Genomic DNA, 20635 nt, shown 5'->3' on the forward strand with positions numbered 1-20635 from the left:
CATGGCGAGTTGCTCGGCGGACCCGCCGGGTCCGGGATGCGGCGGGGCGCGCGACCCGGAATCCGGTACGGGGTGCGGCTCGGGCTTCGGCCGGGGGTGCGGCTCGGGCTTCGGCCGGGGGTGCGGCTCGGGCTTCGGCCGGGGGTGCGGCTCGGCCCTCGGCCGGGGGTGCGGCTCGGCCCTCGGCCGGGGGTGCGGCTCGGCCCTCGGCCGGGGGTGCGGCTCGGGCTTCGGCCGAGGGTGCGGCTCGGCCCTCGGCCGGGGGTGCGGCTCGGGCTTCGGCCTTCTGGAGGTCGGCGGCGCCGACACCGTACGGTGACGGTGTACGGGCAGTCGGTCACGACTGGGCGAACGTTCCGAGGGGGCTGGGCGTGTTGGTGGAACCGGAGATCGCGAAGTTGCTGTCGGCTCTGGCCGGCAAGGTCCTGAGCGATGCCTGGGACGCGGGGGTGAAACCGCGGCTCGCGGCGCTGCTCCGGTTGCGGGGCGGCGGCCAGGACGAGCAGGTGCTCGGCGACCTGGAGCAGGCGCGCGCGGCCGCCGCGACGAGCGCGCCCGACGAGGCACTCGGGCGCGTCGAGGACCTGCTGCGCTCGACACTCGGCACCCTCGCCGCCGAGCAGTCGTCGCTGGCCGCCGAGGTGCGGGAGTTGCTCGCGACGGCGACCACCGCCCGGTCGCAGCCACTCGCCCGTATCGCGGTCTCCGCCGTGGACGACTTCGAGAACCACGAGGAAGAGCTGCGGCAGATGGACGCCGCCTGGGAGGCGGGGCGCGGGAGTCCGGGACCGACGGTGCTGTTCGTGTACGGCCCGCGCGGCATCGGTCTGACCACACTCGTGCGGCAGTGGCTGCTCAGGCACCGCGACACCTTCAGCGCCGGTCCTGAACTGTCCGCGGTGCTGGCCAGGAGCGCCACCGGAGCGCTGCCCGATCCGGCGGCGGTCTTCGACGAGTGGTTCCGGCTGCTGCACGTGCCGAAGCAGGAGGTGCCGTCGGACCTCGCGGCGAAGATGGCCAAGTTCCACCAGGTCACCGCCGAGGGGCCGGTGTTCGTGCTGCTGGAGGATGTCGCGCTGGCCTCCCTGGCCAAGCACTTCCTGCCCGCCTCCTCGGAGGCCGTGGTGGTGGTCACCGGCAGGGAGCTGATGCGCAGCCTCGTCTCCGACGTGCACGCGAAGGCGTTCAGGGTCGGGCCGCTGCTGCCGGAGTACAGCCGGCGGCTGCTGATCAGCTCCGGTCGGCTCGCGCCGTACGCCGCCTCGCACCGGGCGGAGATCGACACAGCGGTGCGCGTCTGCGAGGGCAACCCGCTGCTGGTGCGGATCGCGGGTGCGCAGATGCTCTTCGACCAGCCGTACGGCATCGGCGAGTTCGCCACCGCGCTGTCGGACCACCGTCCCGAGGTCCGGCTGGGGGCTTTCGACGTGGACGAGCGCAGCGGAGCCGAGATCTTCGAGGCCGGCTACCAGGAGTTGGGCCGCCGCTCCCCCGAAGCAGCGCAGGTCTACCGCCTGCTGGGCCTGCACCCGACCGCGGAGTTCGACGAGGACGTGGTGGCGGCGATGGCGCCCGGCCTCGACGGCCGCACCCGCGCCAAGGCGATCCGGACGCTGCGGGACTCCAGCCTGATCGAGCGGATCGACGGCGGGATGTACCGCGTGATCAGCGGCCTGGTGCACACCCACGCGGCCGAGTGCGCCAGGGCCGATCTGCCGGGGCCGGAGCGCGAGGCGGCACGGCGGCGCTGGGTCCGGCACTACGTGGACCTCGCGGAGCGTTTCGACGCCGGCCTGTCGCCGCGGTACCGGCACGATCCTTCGGGCGCGTACGCCGGATACCCGCCGGCCGACGAGGACACCCAGGACATCCTGGTCGAGGAGCTGGTCCGCCGCCGGCACATCCTCAAGGCCGCGGTGCGCGCCGCCTACGACGCGGGGACGTACGACGCGTGGTACTACGACGCGACCTGGCGCCTGGCCCAGGGCCTGTGGACGTTCTACCTGCGCTGCGGGTTCCACGGTGACTGGGTCGAGGTGTACGAACTGGCGTGCGGGGCCGCCCTGGAGGACCCGGTACGCGGTAACCTCCTGGCGCTCGCCCGGATGCGGTACGGCCTCGGGTTCGCCTTCCTCGACCGGTTCGCTCCGGGTGATCCGGCCGCCGCCCGGGGGCAGTTCGAGCAGGCGCTCGAACTCTGCGACCCGGCGCTCGCCCGCCCGGAGACGTCCGCGGCGGACGCCGAGGGGTGGCGGCGCACCCGGTCCAGCGCGCTGGAGGGCCTGGGGAAGCTGGCCGACGGCCTCGGCCGGCCCGAGCAGGCGCTCGCGCACCTGGACGAGGCGCTGGCCGCGCTGGACGGCGTCGACCACCCGCGCGGCCGTGCCCTGATCGCCCTGCACCGCGGACCGGTGCTGACGAAGCTCGGGCGGTACGACGACGCCGCCGCCGTACTGGCCACGGCGGGTGCGCAGTTCCTGGCGCTGTCGCCGCCGGACACCTTCAACGCGGCCAAGGCGAGCGCCCGTCTGGCCGAGGCGCTGCTGGCGGCGGGGCGTCGGGACCAGGCACTCGCCGCGTTCGACGAGGCCGTGGCGGGTCTGGGCCGGCCGCGGCACGGCTACCAGCGCGCCGGGGTCCTGCTCGCCCGGGGCGACCTGCTGCTCGCGCGCGGCGAGGTGCGGCGGGCCCGCGCGGACTGGAGCGACGCGGCAGCGCTGTTGCGCGCGGCCAACAGCGACCGGGTCGAGCAGGCGCGGCGGCGCCTGGCGGAGCACCCGGACCCGGACCCGGAGCCGGAGCCCGATCAGAGCCAGGACGAGGGCGCGGACCCGGATCGGGGTTCCGCGGGAGGCGGTTCAGAGGGCGGTGACCACGAGTAGCGCGGGCTCGGCGTCGGCGCCGATGGTGACCCGCGCCCGCAGCGGCGGGCGGCCGGCGCCGGGGCCGTGCGGCGCACGCGGACCGCTCAGCAGCCGTTCGTGCACGACCGAGGCCGCGATCGCCGGGGAGACCCACCAGGGGCGCAGCCCCGACCACGTCGCGCGCACCCGCGTGCCGCTGCCCGGCAGCAGGGCCACGCACCCGTCGTCCGGTTCCTCCGTGGCGATCAGCGCGCACCCCGGATACCGCGCGACCGCCTCGGCGCCGGCAGCAGCGCGCTCCGCGGGCACCGGACCGCCGCGCGGACGCGCGGGCACCAGCAGGACGTCGGCGGACCGGGGCCACTGCGTGTCGGGGTCGTCGATGTCCGCGACGAGCTGGGCGCCCGCCAAGTGGCCTTCCTGGCTGGGGCGTTGGAGTGCGGCGTGGTAGCGGCGCACGGTGACCGCGTCGCCGTCCGTGCCGTCCGTGCCGACCGTCACGTACATGGGCGCCACGACGGGAGAGCGCCGCGCCTCGGGCGGCCCGGCCGCGGGTTCGCCGGGCGCCGCCGGCACGGGCACGGCGCGGGCGGCGGCCGGCGTGGCGGGCTCGGGCAGCCCGAGCCGCTGGTAGAACAGCGCGCGCAGCAGCGCGGCGGCCTGCCCCGGACGTGAGGTGACCAGGGAGCGCAGGTGCCGTAGTTCGGGGTCCGCGGCCTGCCGGCGGGCGGCGTCGTCGAGTTGGGGCAGGAGCGGGCGGTGCGCGGTGAGCCGGGGCACCGCCCGGGCGAGCAGCGCCATCGGCGAGCCGGGCGCCGCCTTGTCCGTCGCGAAGGAGCCGAGGACGGTGGGCAGGCCGAGCGACACGCCGTACTGCGTCACCGATCCGCCGTCCCCGCACAGCGCGTCCGCGGCGACCAGCGCGGCCTTCCACGTCTGCGTGTCGGGGCGCGGCAGCATCAGCCCGCAGGCGAGCAACGGGGCGAGCCAGGTGTGCAGTTGCCACGCGCCGTGCCCGTAGTACGCGTTCGGGTGGACAGCGGCGAGCACGCGGTACTCGTCGGCCGGCAACTCCGCGAGCGCGCGCCGCAGGGCGTCGCGTTCGGGGTCGGCGGCGTCCAGCACCGAGTCCCTGCCCCACGTGGACGAGACCACGACGAGCTTCTGACCGCGCCGGACGCCCAGCGCGTGGCGGTAGTCCGGCCGGAACGGAGCGCTCGCCGCCAGCTCGTCGAAGCACGGGTCGCCGGCCACCAGGCTCAGGGGCACGGCGTCCGGGCAGCTCACGGCGAGCCGCGCGCGCTGCTCCTCGTGCGACAGCACGATGGCCGACGGCACCACGCGGCCGTCGTGCATCAGCCATTCCTCGGTGAGCCCGAACGCCTCCCGGCTGCCGCCGAGCAGCTTGTTGTAGCCGGCCCCGTGCGGCGTGCCGATCAGGGGCGCGTGCAGGTTGTACAGGTCGCCACCGCGGCTGGTGGCGATCGCCAGGTCGAACTTGCGCTGCTTCGCCTCGCTCCAGGCCAGCACGAGCGCGCCGCGCGCCTGGAGCAGTTCGAGCGTTCCGTTGTCCAGGGCCGAGGAGCCGGTGCAGGTGAAGACGGTCTCGACCCGGCGGTCGCCCTCGAAGAGCGCGAGCAGGTCGAGCAGGCGGGTCGCCGAGGTGACGTTGTGCGCGACGGCGAGGACGGTCCGCTCGGCGAACACGCTCCGCCAGCGCTCGGCGTCCTCGGCCAACGGCAGCGGCACCCGTCGCCCCGCACCCTGCACCGCGCTCGTCCCCTCTCACCTTCTCGCCTCTCGACCGCACGCCGGGCAGCCGCGCCGACCCGCCGCGCACGGCCTGCCGCGCCCGCCGTCGTACGGTACGGCCCGCCGTCGTACCGCGGCCTGCCGTACCGCGCGGCCGCCCAGGCCGACGATACGCGAGCACGGGTTCGGCCAGGGCGGCGCGACGCGACATCGGCGGCGCGATCAGGCCGGGCGCGGGTGCGATCAGGCGGCGCGGGTGAGGACCGCGTCGACGGTGATGAGGGTGCTGCCGCGCACCATCCCCCACCGGTTCCAGGTGATGCCGAAGCGGTGCCGGTCGATCGCCACCTCGAGGGCGACCGCCACCTTGTCACCGCTCACGTCGGTGATCCGGGCATGCAGCCGCTGCCGCTCCCGGATGCCCTTGACGCGGATGTCGGCCCGCAGTTCCACCTCGTCCCCTGACACGGCCGCCGAGTCGATCACGACCAGGATCTCGGGATACCGCGCCACGTCGAGGAAGTCGGCGGATCTGAGATGGAGGTCCCGCTTCCTGTTCCTCGTGTCGATCGAGGCCGAGTCGATCCGCAGCGTGCCGGTGACCGACCCGTCCGGCGATACGGTGACGTCGCCGGTGACGGCGAAACCGCCCCTGACGGTGAGCAGTCCGCCCATCAGCCGGTGCGCGAAACGGACGCTCCCGGCCCGGCTGCCGAGGACCCAGTGCCCGGCTCCGGTCCCGGTGGTGAGCGGGTTGACGGCTGTCGCCCTGGTCATGAGGTCTCCTCCTGCGTACGACGGTGAGGAATCCGCGGGTGGCCGGCGCGACGTCGGCGCCGGGCTCCGGGTACGGCGGGTCGCGCCGGCGGTACGGCTCAACGCGCGACCGTCCGAAGGCCGTCCGCGGCCGGCGGGCGTTTCGGCTGCTCGCCCGTCTCGGAGGTGATGATGTCCCTGCTCCTGATCAGCACGAGCGCGCAGACCGCGCCGACGCACGCCACCACCCCGGTGATGACCAGCAGGTTGTCGAGGCCGGCGGCGAAGCCGTCCCGGATCGCGGCGGCCAGCACTCCGCGCTGCTGGGGAGGGGCGCCCGCGATGACCTTGCCGGTGTCGCCCTGCCTTACGCCGGCGGCGATCTGCCCGCCGTGCCCGCGCAGGCCGGGCACCCCGGCGAGCCGGTGGTCGAGGTCGCGGTGCAGCGACGAGGACAGTACGGAGGCGAGCACGGCGACGCTGGTGGCGATGCCGACCTGCCGGAAGGTCGAGTTCACCCCGGAGGCGGTGCCGGAGCGGTCGGGGGTGACCACGCCGATGGCGGTCGCCGCCAGCGGCGGGTTGACGAGCCCGGCGCCCACACCGGCGACGACGAAGCCGGGGACGAGGTGGGTCCAGGAACTGTCGCCGTGCAGGCCCGCCATGAGGAACAGGCCGATGCCGACCAGCGCGAGACCGGGTCCGATCAGCAGCCGGATCGGGACGCGTTCGCTGAGCCGCCCGGCGACCGCGGCCGCGACCAGCAGCGCGCCGGTGATGATCAGCAGCCGCAGGCCCGCGCCGAGCGAGCTGTAGCCGAGCACGTCCTGGAGGTAGATCACCAGGTACAGGAACATCGCGAACAGCGAGGCGTTCATGGTGAAGGCGGCGATCGAACCGCCGACGAACGTCGGCGTCCGGAACAGCGACAGGTCGAACATCGGGTGCGCGACCCGGCTCTCCACGATCACGAAGGCGACCAGCAGCACCGCGCCGGCGGTGAGGCAGGCGACGACCGCGGTGTCGCCCCAGGAGTTCTCGCTGGCCCGGATCAGCCCGTAGACGAGACCGACCAGGCCGCCGGTGAGCAGGCCGAACCCGGTCCAGTCCGGCCGGGCCACCCGCGGCGCCCGCGACTCCTCGACCTTGCCCAGCGTGACGACCAGGGCGAGCGCGCCGACCGGGATGTTCACCAGGAAGATCCACCGCCAGCTCAGGCCGTTGGTGAGGGCGCCGCCCAGGATCGGGCCCAGCGCGACGGCGGCGCCGGTGACCGCGCCCCACACGCTGAAGGCCACGGCCCGCTCCGAGCGCGGAAAGCCGTGTGCCAGCAGGGCCAGCGAGGTGGAGTACATCATCGCCCCGCCGACGCCCTGGCCGCAGCGGGAGACGATGAGCATCAGCGGCGACTGGGCCAGGCCGCACAGCACCGAGCCGGCGGTGAAGACGCCCAGCCCGAGCGCGAAGAGCCGGCGGCGCCCGTAGCGGTCGGCGAGCGAGCCGGTGGTGAGCAGCAGGGCGGCCAGGGTGAGCGCGTAGGCGTCCACCACCCACTGGACCTCGGCGAAGCCGGCGCCGAGCGAGCCCTGGATCTCGGGCAGCGCGACGACCACGATCGTCACGTCGAGCAGCAGCATGAACGAGCCGGCGCACACGGCCAGCAACGTCCACCATTTCCTGTCCATCACATGTCCTCTCATCGGCGGCGCACCGCGGGGAAAGCGGCTTCCGGCCGGGTGAGGACATGCTCGGCCGACGTGTTCGCGCCGACCAGGAATCCGGCCGTTCGCGACGGATCTCGACAGCGATAGGCTCAGCTCCGTGGAAATCGCCACGCTGGACACCGTGGACCGGCAGATCCTGCACGCGCTGGTGGTGGAGCCGCGGATCGCGTTCCGGACGCTGGCCGAGCTGGTCGGGGTCTCGGACCAGACCGCGGCGCGCCGCTACCGCCGGCTGCGCGAGTCGGCCGGCCTGCGCGTCCTGGGCCGGGTGAACGGCGAGCGGGTCGGCTGGACCGACTGGCTCGTCCGGCTGCGGTGCACCCCGGGCTCGACGGGGGCGATCGCCGCCGCGCTGACCCGGCGGGTGGACACCCGGTGGGTGCAACTGGCCTCGGGCGGCACCGAGGTGGTCTGCGTGGTCCAGGCGCGCACCGCCGAGCAGCGCGACGCGCTCTTCCTCGAAGGCATCCCCAACAGCCGCCGGGTGGTGCACATCTCGGCCCACTCGCTGCTGCGCACCTTCTCCTCGCCCACCTGGCCGGTGTTCACCTCGGCCCTGACCGACGCCCAACTCGACCGGCTGCCCCCGCCGATCGCGCGCGAGCGGGACGACACCGTACTGGCCCTCGACGCCGACGACGAGCAGTTGCTGTCCCACCTCGCGCACGACGGGCGGACCAGCACCGCGCAACTGGCCGCGGCGACCGGCTGGCACGAGTCGTCGGTACGCCGCCGCATCAGCGGCCTGTGCGACTCCGGGGTGCTCTACTTCGACCTCGACCTCGACGAGCACGCCCTCGGCATGACCAGCAACTCGCTGCTGTGGATCTCGGCCCGGCCCGACCGGCTCGACGAGACCGCGCGGGCCGTCGCCCGCCACCCCGAGGCGCCGTTCGTCGCCGCGGTCACCGGCAGCAGCAACCTGGTGGCCAACGTCGTCTGCCGCAACGAACGCCACCTGTACGACTACCTCAGCGGCACCCTCGGCCGGCTGCCGGGTATCCGCGCGATCGAGACCGCTCCGCTGATCCGTACGGTCAAGCGCGCCGGGTCGGTGCTCCGCCCGAACGCCACCTGACCGGCCGCGATTCCGGCTACGGTCACCCGAACCCGCCCGTCACACGCGTCCGGTGGCCATACGCGCCCCTCGCCGTACGCGTCCGGTGGTCGTACGAACCCGGTGGCCGCGCACGACCACCGTTCGCGCACGACCACCGTTCACACGGACCCGGCGGTCACGCTCACCTCGGCGGCGACAGCGGCTTCCGGCTCGACCGGGGTCCAGCGAATCCGGGTGCCGCACACGGAGACGAGCATCGCGGCGGCGGCCACCGCCCCGAGCGCCCAGACCAGCCCGCTCGCGTTCGCGATGAACCCGACCACCGGCGGCCCGGCGAGCAGACCGGTCGTCCCCATGGTGGCCACGACGGTGAGCGCGTCCGAACCGTTCTTCGCGGCGGCCACGTAGACGCACGGCGTGACCGAGGCGATGCCCAGGCCGACGCAGGCGAAGCCGAGCAGCGCAGGCACCACTCCCCCGCTGAGCAGCGCGAGCGCCAGCCCGACGGCCGCCAGCGCGCTGCCGACCCGGACGATACGGCCGTCGCCCCAGCGGCTGCGCCAGGAGTCGGCGAAGACGCGGGCGAGCACCATCATCACCGAGACGACCGCGATCCCCATCGGGGCCAGTTCCGCCGACGCCTTGGCGACGTCCTTCATGTAGAGGGCGGACCAGTCGTTCATGGCGCCCTCGGTCACGGTGCCGAAGACCATCGCGGCGCCCAGCCACAGCGTCACCCGGGACGGCAGCGTCCACCGCCCGCGGCCCTTCTCCGTCTTCTCCTGCGCCTGCCGGTCCTCGGTGAGCAGGCCGCCGCGCGCGAAGCCGAGCAGCAGCAGGATCAGCCCCGCGGCGACCGCGAAGTGCACGATCAGCGTGGACGTCAGCGCGTTCATCCCCGACGCCAGCAGGGCCGCGGCCAGCGAACCGCCGCTGAAGACGGCGTGCAGCCGCGCCATCGCGTTGCGCTCGTGGACCGCCTCCAGGGCCGCGCCCTGCGCGTTCATCGCCACGTTCAGCCCGCCGACCAGGGCGCCGTCGCAGAGCATCACCAGCAGCGCGACCGGGTAGTCCGGCAGCGCGGACATCGCCGGCAGCAGCAGCGCCAGGCCGAGCGCCGAGCCGAGCGCGAGCCGCCGCGAGCCCAGCCGCCGCATCAGCACGGCCACCACCGGGAAGGTGGCCACCGCCCCGATCCCGGTGGCCATCAGCAGCAGGCCGACCTCCGCCGCGGTCAGGTCCAGGTGCGACTTGATCGCGGGGAGCCGCGACGCCCACGTGGCGTACTGGAAGCCCAGCGAGAAGAACAGCGCGGCCGTGGCCAACTGCCCTCTGCGGAAAGGATCGTGAACGCGCAGCATCGGGCTCATCCCACTTCTTCTCGTGACGGCGCCCCGATCGGCAGGCCGCCGACCGCGGTCCGGTCGCCCTCCACCTGGCCGGACGGCAGCGCCATCGTCATGTACACAGAACCCGGCCCGTAGCCGCGGGCCTCGACGCCGTCGCGCGCGGTGAACCCGCTCGCGGACCAGAAGGTGTGGCTGCCGCCGACCGCGATCAGCGAGATCTGCTCGTACCCCTGGGCCCGGGCCGCGGCGGTCAGCCGGCCGAGCAGCCGCTTCCCGAGCCCGCGGCCGCGCACGTCCTCGGCGATCACCAGGTCGTGCAGGTGCAGATTCCGCGACGGGGCGGCCGCCTCCTCGCTGCGGGCCAGACCCGGGTAGGACCGTTCCGGGTACGGCAGCGCCAGCAGGTAGCCCGCCAGCCGCGCCCCGGCGCCCGGATCGGCACCCGGGTCAGCGCCGAGCCCCGGGACCAGCTCCAGCGCGAAACACGTCGCCGGGGAGACCCGGGCCTTGGATTCCAGCGCCGCCCGTCCCTCGGACAGCCCGAGGGCCGCGTAGGCGCGGGTCTCCAGGCCGACGACGTCCTCCCAGTCGTCGTCGGCCATCCGCCGGATACGCGCGTTCCAGGTCATCTACCGCCCGCCTTCCGCCTTGCGCACGCACGTCCACGGCAGCGGGCCGAAGCCGTTGAAGCCCTGCGTCATGTAACTGACCGCGTACGCCCCGCTGGACATCACCCAGACCGGGTCGCCCGACGCGATCGACGCGGGCACCCGGACCGGCCGGTGGCCGCCGGGGTAGGCGTCGTCGCTGTCGCAGGTGGGCCCCGCGACCGTCGCCGGGACGGACGGACCGCCGTGCCGGCCGGGAAAGACCAGCCGGTACTGCAACGCGTCCATCTCGTACAGGCCGTTGAACTTGCCGCAGCTCAGGTAGAGCCAGTGGCGCGGCTCGCCGTCCGCGTCGTGCCGCAGCGACAGCCGGACGACGTGCGCCCGGACCGCGCCGTGGTCGGCCACGAGGTAGCGGCCGGGCTCCACGATGAAGTCCAGCGCGCCGCCCGCGTCCCGGCACATCTGCATGCCCTCCCGGATCACGGCGAACATCTTGTCCAGCGGCGGGTCGAGGGGTTCGCCGCGCTCGTCGAGGTAGCCGAGCGCCGGCAGGCCGCCGCCGAGGTCGACGTACTTCAGCGCCATCCCCCGCCCGCGCAACGTGTCGAGCAGATCGGCGAGTTGCTCGAACGCCCGCCGCCACGCACCGGCGGTCATCTGCTGGGACCCGACGTGCACCGACAGTCCGGCCGGTTCCAGGCCCGCGTCCCGGGCCCGTTCCAGCACGGCCACGGCGTCCTCGGGCGAGCAGCCGAACTTCCGGCTCAGTCCCCACAGCGCGCCGCCGCCGTCGGTCGCCAGCCGGCAGAACACCCGTGCGCCGGGCGCGTGTTCGGCGACGGCGGTGACGTCCGCCAGGCTGTCGGTGGCGAAGTCCCGGATGCCGAGCCGGTATGCCTCGGCGATGTCCGGGTCGGACTTGATGGTGTTGCCGTAGTGGATGCGCTCCGGGGGGACCCCGGCGCGCAGCGCCTGCCCGATCTCCTGCACGCTCGCCGCGTCCACCCCGCTGCCCTGCCGGGCCAGGCAGTCGAGCACCTCGTCCACCGGGCACGCCTTCAGGGCGAACCGGACGGCGACGCCGGGCAGTTCGGCCAGCAGGGAGGCGTAGCGCTCCTCGATGCCGCTGAGATCGAAGACGATCCGGTCGTCGTCGGCCGCCGCCAGTGCGGCGAGCAGCGTGTCGTCATGCCTCACGGACGTCGGTCCGGTTGCCGCTGGAGCAGGCCGGGGCCCGTGGCTCTCGCGCCGCCGACCAGGGCCGGCCAGGCCTCCGTGAGCACCGCGAACTCCTCGATGTCGCGCCGCGCCTCGTCGAGCAGCCGCTCCCGGCTGCCGGCCAGCAGATCGGCGAACTCGGCGTACTTCCCGCCGAGCCGGCGGTAGGCGTCATCGAGGACGTCCAGCCGCTGCACGTTCTCGGCCTGGTCCAACCTGCTGCTCTCCCAGAGCAGTTCGACGATCGCGTCGGTCCTGACCTGGTTCCGCTCGTCCAGCAGCGACGCGCCGGCCCGCTCCATCCGGTCGTAGACGAAGTTCAGGTAGAGCATCGACAGGAAGAACTTGGCGAACCGCAGCTGGTACGCGGTGAATCCGGGGCCGGTCCTGCGCTCCGGGGTGTAGAAGTTCACGATGTTCCGGTTGTGCAGCACCCCGGGCAGCGTCGCGTCGTGCACCAGGTGGATGAGGAAGTAGTCGCTGCCGATGGTGTCGGTCGCCGGCAGCAGCGGCACCGACTCGTGCACGCCGTGGAAGGCGATGTTGCACATGTCGACCCGCATGGGGTCCACGTGCGTCAGCGTGGAGTGGTCGTGGTGGAACGGTTCGGTGCCGGCGCCGCGGAAGGAGTCGTCGGCGAACTCCCTCTTCTGCTCGGCCGACCAGTCGAAGGGCGCCCACAGGCCGACCACGTCGTGGTAGGCGCCGGGGTCGAGCCGGCGCATCTCCTCGATGTCCACGGACATCTCGCCGACGAAGGAACTCCCCACCATCGAGACGGGCTTGCCCGCGTGCTCGGCGTCCAGGTCCGTCTCGGTCACGTCCGCGGCCGCGTCGCCCGCGGGCCGGCCGAGCGCGAGCAGTTCGTGGTGGATCGGGAAGACGGGCCGCGCGGTGTCCCCGGCCGGGGACGTCCCCCCGACCGGTCCGTCCGCGACGGCCTGCCCTGCCGGCCCGGACTGCCCTGCCGGCCCGGACTGCCCGGACGACCCGGCGGCCACGGACGACCCCGCCGGCACGGACTGCCCGGCGGCGACGGCCCGCCCGGCTTCCCCCGCGACGACCTGGTACCGGCTGTCGGAGTCCCGCCGGTGCACCGACTCGCAGCCGAGCGCGGCCGCGACCAGGAACGCGCGGTTGGTGCAGGCACCGTAGGACACGGCCCGCGGAAGCATCAGGTCGAGCACCAACTCGGGCTTCTCCACGCCCGATTCGTCGATCGCCCGGCGCAGGAAGTCCCGCTGCGCCGCCTCGTCGAGGTGGTGCGCGACGACGCCGGGGGTCGCGGGCAGCGCGCGGACGGCGGCCGCGTGCTGCTCGGATACCGCCGGCCCGCAGGAGTCGAGGACCAGCAGGTGCACCTCGACGTCGAAGTGCGAGACGGCGTAGACCGCTTCGTCGTGCAGCGCGGAAATCGCCGGCAGGCATGACCTGTTGGTGGGAAGTGCAAGGCAGATTCGGCGCATCGCTACTCTCCGGCCGCCGGCTGGGCGTCCTGGCGGGCCGCGGTGTCGGTGCCCTGCGGGTGCCAGGACCGCAGGCCGAGCAGCTTCTCGCCGAGTTCGGTGAGCTCGGCGGTGTCGTAGCGCAGCGACTCGTGCCTGGTCGCGTCGCCGACGAGCGTCTTGTTCCACTCCGGCGTGCCGAGCGTGCGCCAGGACTCGACGCGGGAGCGGCGCAGTTCCTCGTGCGACTCCAGCGCGGGCATCATCGACAGGTACTGCGCGGACCGCACCCCGTCGGTGGAGGTGTTGGGCGCGACGCCGTGCGCCAGCGAGCCGTTCCAGATCAGCAGGTCCCCGGCGCGCAGGTCCGGGCGGACGATCGGGAACTCGTCGGTGTCGATGGCGGGGCGGATCGGGTCACGGTCCTCCGGCTGCGTCGCCTTCCACTCCTCGAACCGGTGGAAGAGCTCGGGGCAGCACTGGAAGCCGCCCATGTCCGGCTTGGTGTCGGCGAGCGCGATGATCCCCTGGACCCGCTGCGGCAGCACGTCGAGGGTGCTGTCGATGTCCCAGTGCAGCCGGATGTCGAAGCCGCGCTCGGTGGGTGCGATCAGCGCGCGGTCGCGGTTCTTGATGTTCGGCGGGTTGAGGTTGAGCCGGTCCTGGGTGACCCACAGCTCCTCGCAGTCCCAGACGTCGACGAACGCGTCGTAGACCCGCTGCGCCTGCCGGCTGTTCCAGATGAGCTGGTGGTGGTACGCCTCGACGAAGCCGTAGATGTGCAGCTCGCGTTCGAGGTCGGTGCGGAACTCCCGCTCCTCGTACCAGGTTTCCGGCCGGGTCGGGTCGAGGCCCTGGAAGTCCCAGGCGAAGTCGAGCAGTTCCTGTGCGGCGGTCGCGGGTATCGCCTGCTCGACCACCACATAGCCGTACTTCTGCCAGAAGGCGAAGTCCTCTTCCGACAGCACGCGAAGCTCTTGCGTCTTGCGCAGGTCCCGCAGCGGTACCGGGGTGAGATAGGTCTCGCCGTCCGGGCTGTAGTACGGGAACTCCGATGCGGCCCGGTAAGGGCTCTGAGGCGCCAACAAAACAGTCGCTCCAAGGGTGGAATGTTCTTGAGCGGTCCGCCGCGCGAGGGGGGTTGGGCGTGCGGACCTGTCGACTGTGCGGGCTCAGCGGGTTGGGGGGCGGCAACGGATATCGACGCCCGCTACCGACAGATGCCTGGCCGTCGGGCTCGGGGTCCACCCGATCCACCGGGTGGTCCTGCTGGGCTCCGCCGGTCAACGTGCGCATCTGCCGTCACTCACGCCACGACTGTCGCTCGCTGAACTCGCGCTCTCCTAAGTTGGACTAGACCAACTGGCGCTGTCAAATGACCACTTGGTGAACCACCGTGCCCCACCAGCACTTTCGTCGCGTTCCGCAATTACCTCCGCACCACGAGTAGTTGCAACCGCGGGCGGCAGCCGCCTTGACACCCCTGAGCAGCCTGAGTCAGTATCCGTTGGTCTGTACCAATCACCGCCGGATGCGGTCAGTGCGTCGGCCCCACGGAAAGGCCCCGTTGATGTCCGCCAGCAAGTTGGTGTCCACCAGCAAGCAGAGCAACGAGTTGCGAGCTCTCGCGCTCTCCGTCCTCCAGCCGGGATTCGTCGGCACGGAGGCACCGGACTGGGTGCTGCGGGCCATCGCTGACGGTCTGTCATCCGTCGTGCTCTTCTCCCGCAATATCGCCTCGCCCCAGCAGGTCGCCCGATTGACCGCCCAACTACGCGCGGAGAACCCGTCGTTGATCATCGCGATCGACGAGGAGGCGGGCGACGTCACCCGGATCGAGTCCTCCACCGGCTCCACCCGGCCGGGCAGCTTCGCGCTCGGCGCGGTCGACGACGTCACGCTGACCGAGGCCGTCTCCCGCGACCTGGCCCGCGAGTTGCACGCCGCCGGGGTGAGCCTCGACTACGCGCCCAGCGTGGACGTCAACTCCAACCCGGACAACCCGATCATCGGGGTCAGGTCCTTCGGCGTCGAACCCGACCGGGTGGCCCGGCACGCCGCCGCCTGGGTCCGCGGCCTCCAGTCGGGCGGCGTCGCCGCCTGCGCCAAGCACTTCCCCGGGCACGGCGACGTCGCCGTCGACTCCCACCACGGCCTGCCCAGTTACGACGCGGACCTCGACACCATCGCCGCGCAGGCGCTGCCGCCGTTCCGGGCCGCGATGGAGGCGGGCGTGCGCGCGGTGATGAGCGGGCACCTGCTGGTGCCGGCCTACGACCCGCACGTCCCGGCCACCCTCAGCAGCCGCATCCTGGACGGCCTGCTCCGCAAGGAACTCGGCTTCGACGGCCTGATCGTCACCGACGCGATCGAGATGGGCGCGGTCACCGACCGGTACGGCATCGACGGCGCCACGGTACGGGCGATCGCGGCCGGCGCCGACGCCATCTGCGTCGGCGGGGAGCACGCCGGCGAGGACACCTTCGAACTGCTCGCCGGTGCGCTCACCGGCGCCGTCCGCTCCGGCGGGCTCACCGAGGCCCGGCTGGCCGAAGCGTCGCGCCGGGTAAGGGAGTTCGCCGACTGGTCGAGCGGGCTGGCCCGCGCGGTGCCGGTCGACCCGGTCAGCGGCGACATCGGCTTCACCGCCGCCCGGCGCGCGATACGGGTCAGCGGCCCCGCGGACACCGCGCTGCCGCTGCCCGCCGCGCCGCACGTGGTGGAGCTGGTGCCGTCCACCAACCTGGCGATCGGCAAGGAGACCCCCTGGGGCGTCGCCGTACCGCTGCGCGAGCGCCTGCCCGGAACCACCTTCGTCCGGGTGCACCCGCAGCAGCTGACCGACCACCCGGCGGTCCTCGACGAGCACGCCCTCGCGCCCGCCGCCGGCCGCCCGCTGGTCGTCGTCGTCCGGGACGCGGCGCGCAACAAGTGGATGGGCAAGGCCCTGACCGACCTCACCGAGGCGCGTCCCGACGCGGTCGTGGTCGAGATGGGGCTGCCGGACGACTCCGGGGCCGGTGCGGTCCGGGTCTTCACGCACGGCGCCACCGCGGCGTCCGGCGTGGCCGCGGCCGAGGTACTCGCCGGCGTCCCCACCCGGTAACCGCGCGACAGCCACCCGGCAACCGCCCGGGGACCGCCCGGGCGGCAAGCCCCCGGCCCGCCGGACACGGCAGGGGCCGCGACGTCCACGACGTCGCGGCCCCCTTCGCGCTGCCGTCGGCAAGGTCGGCAAGGTCGGCGAGGGTCGGCGCCGTCCTCTCAGAACCGCGAACCGGACAGCTCGCGGTGACCGGCTGTCACCGCCCCCGAAGGCCGCCGCGTCGCTCTTCGCCCGAGTCCGAGGACCACGGAATGCGCCCGCCAAAACCCTTCACCCGCAAGGGAATTCACACCCTCCACCGTTTCCGCCCGCGTGAATTCCCGCTGAATCAGGGCTGAATGGAATGCGCCGCCCCGCGGATGCCCAGCACAACACCCCAGCTCAACGGATTTTCCCCCACCCGGGCACGGAACCCGCCCGCGTATTCCGGCCCCACCCGCATACAACCAACCCCCGACACCCGGAGTCCTATGCATCCGTAAGTCCCCTACTCCTCAGTGAGGTTGCGACCATGTCCTCCCCCTTCTCCGGCCGCCGGGCCCTCCGCACCGCGTCGGCGCTGACGCTCACGCTCGGTACCGGTCTGGCCGCCCCGCTCCTCGCCGCGGGCCTGGCCGGCGCCGCCACGCCGTCGGCGACCGCCGCGTACAACGCGAGCGACCAGGCAATCGACTACACGGCGGCCCCCGGCCAGACCAACAAGGTGACGATCACCAGCTCGACCACGACCCTGAGCGACATCACCTACGTGATCGACGACGCCGTCCCGATCACGGCCGGCGACGGCTGCACCTATCCCAACGGCACGGACCACACCAAGGTCTCCTGCACGGTCACCACCTACGACACGGAGGACCCGTACCCGACCTTGAAGGTCGACCTCGGCGACGGCGCCGACACCGCCGCGTACGCCAACACCACCAACCAGGCGTACTACTTCGCCTCGTTCGACCTGGGCGCCGGCAAGGACACCTACACCGAGACCGGCCGCGTGGGCGGCGACAGCGTCGACGGCGGCGCCGACGACGACAACCTGACGGTGGGCCCGGACACGGTGGTGCTCGGCGGCGACGGCAACGACACCCTCCACGCCGGCGCGGGCAGCATCGCGCAGGGCGGTGAGGGCAACGACACGATCTACTCCAGCGGCACCGACGCCGCCGCCGACGGCGGTACCGGCAACGATGTCCTTTACGGCGGCGACGGACGGCAGAACCTGTCCGGCGGCGACGGCGACGACAGGATCTACGGCGGGAAGGGCGACGACTTCCTGTACGGCGGCAAGGGCGACGACACCATCTACGGCAACAGCGGTGTCGACACGATCTACGGCAACAGCGGCGACGACGCGCTGTACGGCGGCCCCGGCAAGGACGTCCTCTCCGGCGGCCCCGGCAAGAACACCGTCCACCAGGACTGAGCCACCGGCTCCGCCCGGCGCCCCCGCCGCCACGGAACTCGCCAGGTCAGCCGGTGTCCCGGTCGGTCCGGTCGCCCCGGCCGTCCCGATCCCCCCGCGGATCGACCCGCACCGCCGGGCTCGTGGCGGACGCGCCGCCGCCCGGGCGCAAGGCGCCGCCGGCCTCCGGCGCCGGGGCCGGCGCGGGCACCGACGCCGCCGCACGGGGCGTGCCCAGCGCCTGCCCCGCCGGAGCGGGCGCGCCGCGCGGCACGCCCGCCCTGGGCGCGGTCGGGACCGCCGGGCGCCCGCAGAGGGCCGCGGCCGGCCGCGGCGCGGGACCGATCGGATGCCGCCATGACGCGCCCCGGGCCCTCAACGCCGGCCACCACCGGCCGCGCCCGTGGCACAGGCCCAGGATCATCGCGGTGGCCACGGCGATGAGGTGCTCGCGCCCGGCCAGGTTGGGATCGGCGATCGACTCCCACACCATGGACCCGCCGGTGAGCGCGAAGACGATCGGGGCGCGGCGGATGACGGAGATGTAGGTGAACAGGCCGACCACCGCGGCCGACGGCCCGGTGTCGAGCACCTGCCCGGTCTGCGGCGGCAGCCCCAGCCGCCACCAGCCCGGTCCCATCGCTATCATCACCCGCACGGTGAGGGTGCCGGCCAGCGTCGTCGCGTAGGCGATGAACAGGGTCCTGAGCCGGCCGAGCGCCAACTCGGCCAGCGCGAAGGCGAGGAAGAGCTGGGTGATGCCCGCCCACACCGGCAGGTCGAGCGCCGGGACGTAGAGTGACACCGGCGTGCGCAGCAGCTCCAGCCACAGCGGGAGGCTGCCGTAGACGCCGCCCAGTATCCGTACGGCCACGGCGCCGGCCTGACGCTGCGCCAGGTCGTGGAAGAAGATGACGCCGAACGCGGCGACACAGGCCAGCAGGAGCCCGGACGGGCCTCGCCGGGTCAGTTGCCGCACCGGATCAGCGATGACGCCCTGCCACTCGCGACGCAGCGTGCGCCACAGGAACGTTGCTGCTGCCACGCCTGCGCGGAGCGGGTACACCTGTCTGTCTCGCCGGATCAATGCCCCTCCCAGCAACCGCCGCGTCCGCGATCGTGCCCATCGGAATCTAACCCCCTGGCTACATGGCGCACACACAGGGGTTACATATATGGGCTGGGCGCGGGGGCGTTCGGGGCGGTGACCGCCGGTTTCCGGCCAGGGTGCGCGTCCGGCCGCGCCCGCCGCCCGCGCCACGCCCGGGAGTTGTCGCAGCTCGGCCCGCGACGGCCGCCCGACCTGCTCGTATCCAGGCGGCGCCTGGGCCGAACGGGTGGCTGTCATGGGCGTCGGCACGCCGTACGCTGTGCTCGTGAATGGCTCCGCGGCATCCGGAATCCGCTCCGTCGGGAACAGGATTCGGCTCTTCCGATACGACTGGGTTCCGGCGGTGGCCGGTTACCTGTGCCTGCTGGCAGGGGTGCTGGACGTCCTCGCGGCGATCTTCCCGCACATGCGCCGGGCGCGGGTGCAGACCCTGGCGGTGGCGCTGCCGGGCGTGGTGTCCACGCTGGCGACGGCGGCCTCGCTGATCGTGGGCGTGCTGATGGTGATGCTCGCGCACGCGCTGCGCCGCCGGAAGCGGCGCGCCTGGCGCGCGGTGATGGTCCTGCTGCCGACCGGCGCGGTACTGGAGGCGCTGCGCTGGCACCAGCGGGTTCCGGCCATGGTCACCGTGGTGCTGTTCGTCCTGCTGCTGATCGCGCACCGCGAGTTCCACGCACTGTCCGATCCGCGCACCCGCTGGCGCGCGGTGGTCAACTTCCTCGCGCTGACCGCGTTCAGCTTCGGGGCCGGGCTGCTGATCGTCAGCGCCCACCCGAAGACGGACATCGGCACCCCTCCCCTCACCGACCGGCTCCAGCACGTCGCCTACGGCCTGGTCGGCATCAGCGGCCCGGTCCAGTACGCGAGCACCCGCACCAGTGACCTCGTCTACTACTCGCTCGCCGGGCTCGGCCTGCTGACCGCGGCCACCACCATCTACCTCGCGCTGCGCCCCTCCTCGCCGGTGCCGCTGCTGGAGGAGACCGACGAGCGGCGGGTGCGCGCGCTGCTGGCGCGGCACGGCGGGCGGGACTCGCTCGGCTACTTCGCGCTGCGCCGCGACAAGAACGTCTGCTTCTCCCCGTCGGGGAAGGCGGCCATCGCCTACCGGGTGGTGTCCGGGGTGATGCTCGCCAGCGGCGACCCGATCGGCGACGTGGAGGCGTGGCCCGGCGCGATCAGGGAGTTCATGGACACCGCCACCCGGCACGCGTGGGTGCCGGCGGCGATGGGGTGCAGCGAGACCGGTGGCGAGGTGTGGGCGCGCGAGGCGAACCTGTCCGCGTTGGAGATCGGCGACGAGGCGATCATCGACACCGGCTCCTTCAGCCTGACCGGCCGGTCGATGCGCAACGTCCGGCAGATGGTCAACCGGATCGAGCGCGCCGGGTACACCTGCCGGGTGCGCCGGGTGGGCGACCTGTCCGAGGCGGAGAAGGCGGAGATCCGCGACGCGGCCGCGGCCTGGCGCGGCACCGAGGTCGAGCGCGGCTTCTCGATGGCGCTCGGCCGCTTCGGCGGCAGCGGCGACGGCGACTGCGTGGTGGTCACCGCCCACAAGGAGCCGGAGGCCGGTGCCGCCGCGCCGGGCGGGAACATCCGGGCGATCCTGCACTTCGTGCCCTGGGGCAGGGACGGCATCTCGCTGGAACTGATGCGCCGCGACCGGGAGGCCGACCCGGGGCTCAACGAACTGCTCATCGTCAAGGCCCTCCAGCAGGTCCCCGACCTCGGCATCACCCGGGTGTCGCTGAACTTCGCGATGTTCCGCGCCGCGCTGGCCCGCGGTGAACGCCTGGGCGCGGGGCCGGTGTTGCGCGCCTGGTGCGGTCTGCTGCTCTTCCTGTCCCGCTGGTTCCAGATCGAGTCGCTCTACAGGTTCAACGCCAAGTTCCAGCCGCGGTGGGAGCCGCGCTTCCTGGTCTACCCGACCGGCCGCGACCTGCTCCGGATCAGCGTCGCCGCGCTCCAGGCCGAGGCGTTCCTCAACCTGCCCCGGCCGCGCTTGCGTCGGCGCGGGAAGGCGGACCCGGACGACGCCCGGGGCGCGAGCACCGCCTCCGAGGCGCGCGAGGCCACCGCCCAGCACCGGTAGCCCGCCGGCCCGTGCTCCCCGCGCCTCGCGCGGCCCCCCGCCTCGACGAGAACGACCCGACCCTCCTGCCTCCCGACGGCGAAGCCCGCCGAACGCGGCGGCGCACCGGGGCCGTTCGCCTCGCGCGAGGCGGTACGGCGGCGCG

The 20635-nt window shown here is 73.4% G+C and carries 14 protein-coding genes; 5 read left to right on the top strand and 9 right to left on the bottom strand.

Annotation, left to right across the window (positions count from 1 at the left end):
• Positions 1–371 precede the first annotated feature (371 nt).
• Complete coding sequence (locus OG896_RS06575) at positions 372–2882, top strand: hypothetical protein (protein WP_329363275.1); 2511 nt, start codon at positions 372–374, stop codon at positions 2880–2882.
• Here OG896_RS06575 and OG896_RS06580 read toward each other — a convergent pair.
• From OG896_RS06580 to OG896_RS06590, 3 genes are all read right to left on the bottom strand, one after another.
• Entirely contained in the window at positions 2859–4613 is a 1755-nt protein-coding gene (locus OG896_RS06580) for a hypothetical protein (protein ID WP_329363277.1), read from the bottom strand. The genes OG896_RS06575 and OG896_RS06580 overlap by 24 nt on opposite strands.
• 246 nt (positions 4614–4859) lie before the next feature.
• Entirely contained in the window at positions 4860–5393 is a 534-nt protein-coding gene (locus OG896_RS06585) for a YceI family protein (protein WP_329363279.1), read from the bottom strand.
• 98 nt (positions 5394–5491) lie between these two features.
• The gene (locus OG896_RS06590; RefSeq protein ID WP_329363281.1) at positions 5492–7057 is read right to left on the bottom strand and encodes an MFS transporter; all 1566 of its coding nucleotides are present in this window, start codon (positions 7055–7057) and stop codon (positions 5492–5494) included.
• A 136-nt stretch (positions 7058–7193) separates the two neighbouring features.
• On the opposite strand from OG896_RS06590, the gene OG896_RS06595 reads away from it, so the two are divergent.
• The gene (locus tag OG896_RS06595; RefSeq protein ID WP_329363283.1) at positions 7194–8174 is read left to right on the top strand and encodes an Lrp/AsnC family transcriptional regulator; all 981 of its coding nucleotides are present in this window, start codon (positions 7194–7196) and stop codon (positions 8172–8174) included.
• A 140-nt stretch (positions 8175–8314) separates the two neighbouring features.
• Here the strand turns inward: OG896_RS06595 and OG896_RS06600 are convergent, their stop codons facing one another.
• The 5 genes from OG896_RS06600 to OG896_RS06620 are packed head-to-tail and all read right to left on the bottom strand — an operon-like array spanning position 8315 to position 13864.
• Positions 8315–9517 carry an MFS transporter gene (locus OG896_RS06600; RefSeq protein ID WP_329373756.1) on the bottom strand — a complete coding sequence of 401 codons (1203 nt, stop codon included), beginning with the start codon at positions 9515–9517 and terminating at the stop codon, positions 8315–8317.
• Positions 9518–9522: 5 nt separating this feature from the next.
• Positions 9523–10134, bottom strand: a complete 612-nt coding sequence (locus OG896_RS06605; protein ID WP_329363285.1) for a GNAT family N-acetyltransferase — start codon at positions 10132–10134, stop codon at positions 9523–9525.
• Positions 10135–11313: a type III PLP-dependent enzyme gene (locus OG896_RS06610; protein WP_329363287.1), complete on the bottom strand. Its 1179-nt coding sequence runs from the start codon at positions 11311–11313 to the stop codon at positions 10135–10137.
• Positions 11310–12800, bottom strand: coding sequence for a DUF6271 family protein (locus tag OG896_RS06615; protein ID WP_329363289.1), 1491 nt, complete (start codon positions 12798–12800; stop codon positions 11310–11312). Before OG896_RS06615 ends, OG896_RS06610 begins: the two co-directional genes overlap by 4 nt.
• A 2-nt stretch (positions 12801–12802) precedes the next feature.
• A complete protein-coding gene (locus tag OG896_RS06620) occupies positions 12803–13864 on the bottom strand; it encodes a phytanoyl-CoA dioxygenase family protein (protein WP_329363291.1) in 1062 nt (353 codons plus the stop codon).
• 503 nt (positions 13865–14367) lie between these two features.
• Here OG896_RS06620 and OG896_RS06625 point away from each other — a divergent pair.
• Entirely contained in the window at positions 14368–15885 is a 1518-nt protein-coding gene (locus OG896_RS06625) for a glycoside hydrolase family 3 protein (protein WP_329373758.1), read from the top strand.
• Between the two features lie 511 nt (positions 15886–16396).
• A complete protein-coding gene (locus OG896_RS06630; protein ID WP_329363293.1) occupies positions 16397–17305 on the top strand; it encodes a calcium-binding protein in 909 nt (302 codons plus the stop codon).
• A 46-nt stretch (positions 17306–17351) separates the two neighbouring features.
• Here OG896_RS06630 and OG896_RS06635 read toward each other — a convergent pair whose 3' ends face one another.
• The gene (locus OG896_RS06635; protein WP_329363295.1) at positions 17352–18329 is read right to left on the bottom strand and encodes a hypothetical protein; all 978 of its coding nucleotides are present in this window, start codon (positions 18327–18329) and stop codon (positions 17352–17354) included.
• 301 nt (positions 18330–18630) lie between these two features.
• Here OG896_RS06635 and OG896_RS06640 point away from each other — a divergent pair, with 301 nt between their 5' ends.
• On the top strand, positions 18631–20490 hold the full coding sequence (locus tag OG896_RS06640; RefSeq protein ID WP_443056950.1) for a phosphatidylglycerol lysyltransferase domain-containing protein: 1860 nt from the start codon (positions 18631–18633) through the stop codon (positions 20488–20490).
• Positions 20491–20635 lie beyond the last annotated feature (145 nt).

The sequence above is a fragment of the Streptomyces sp. NBC_00669 genome (assembly GCF_036226785.1).
GTDB lineage: Bacteria > Actinomycetota > Actinomycetes > Streptomycetales > Streptomycetaceae > Actinacidiphila.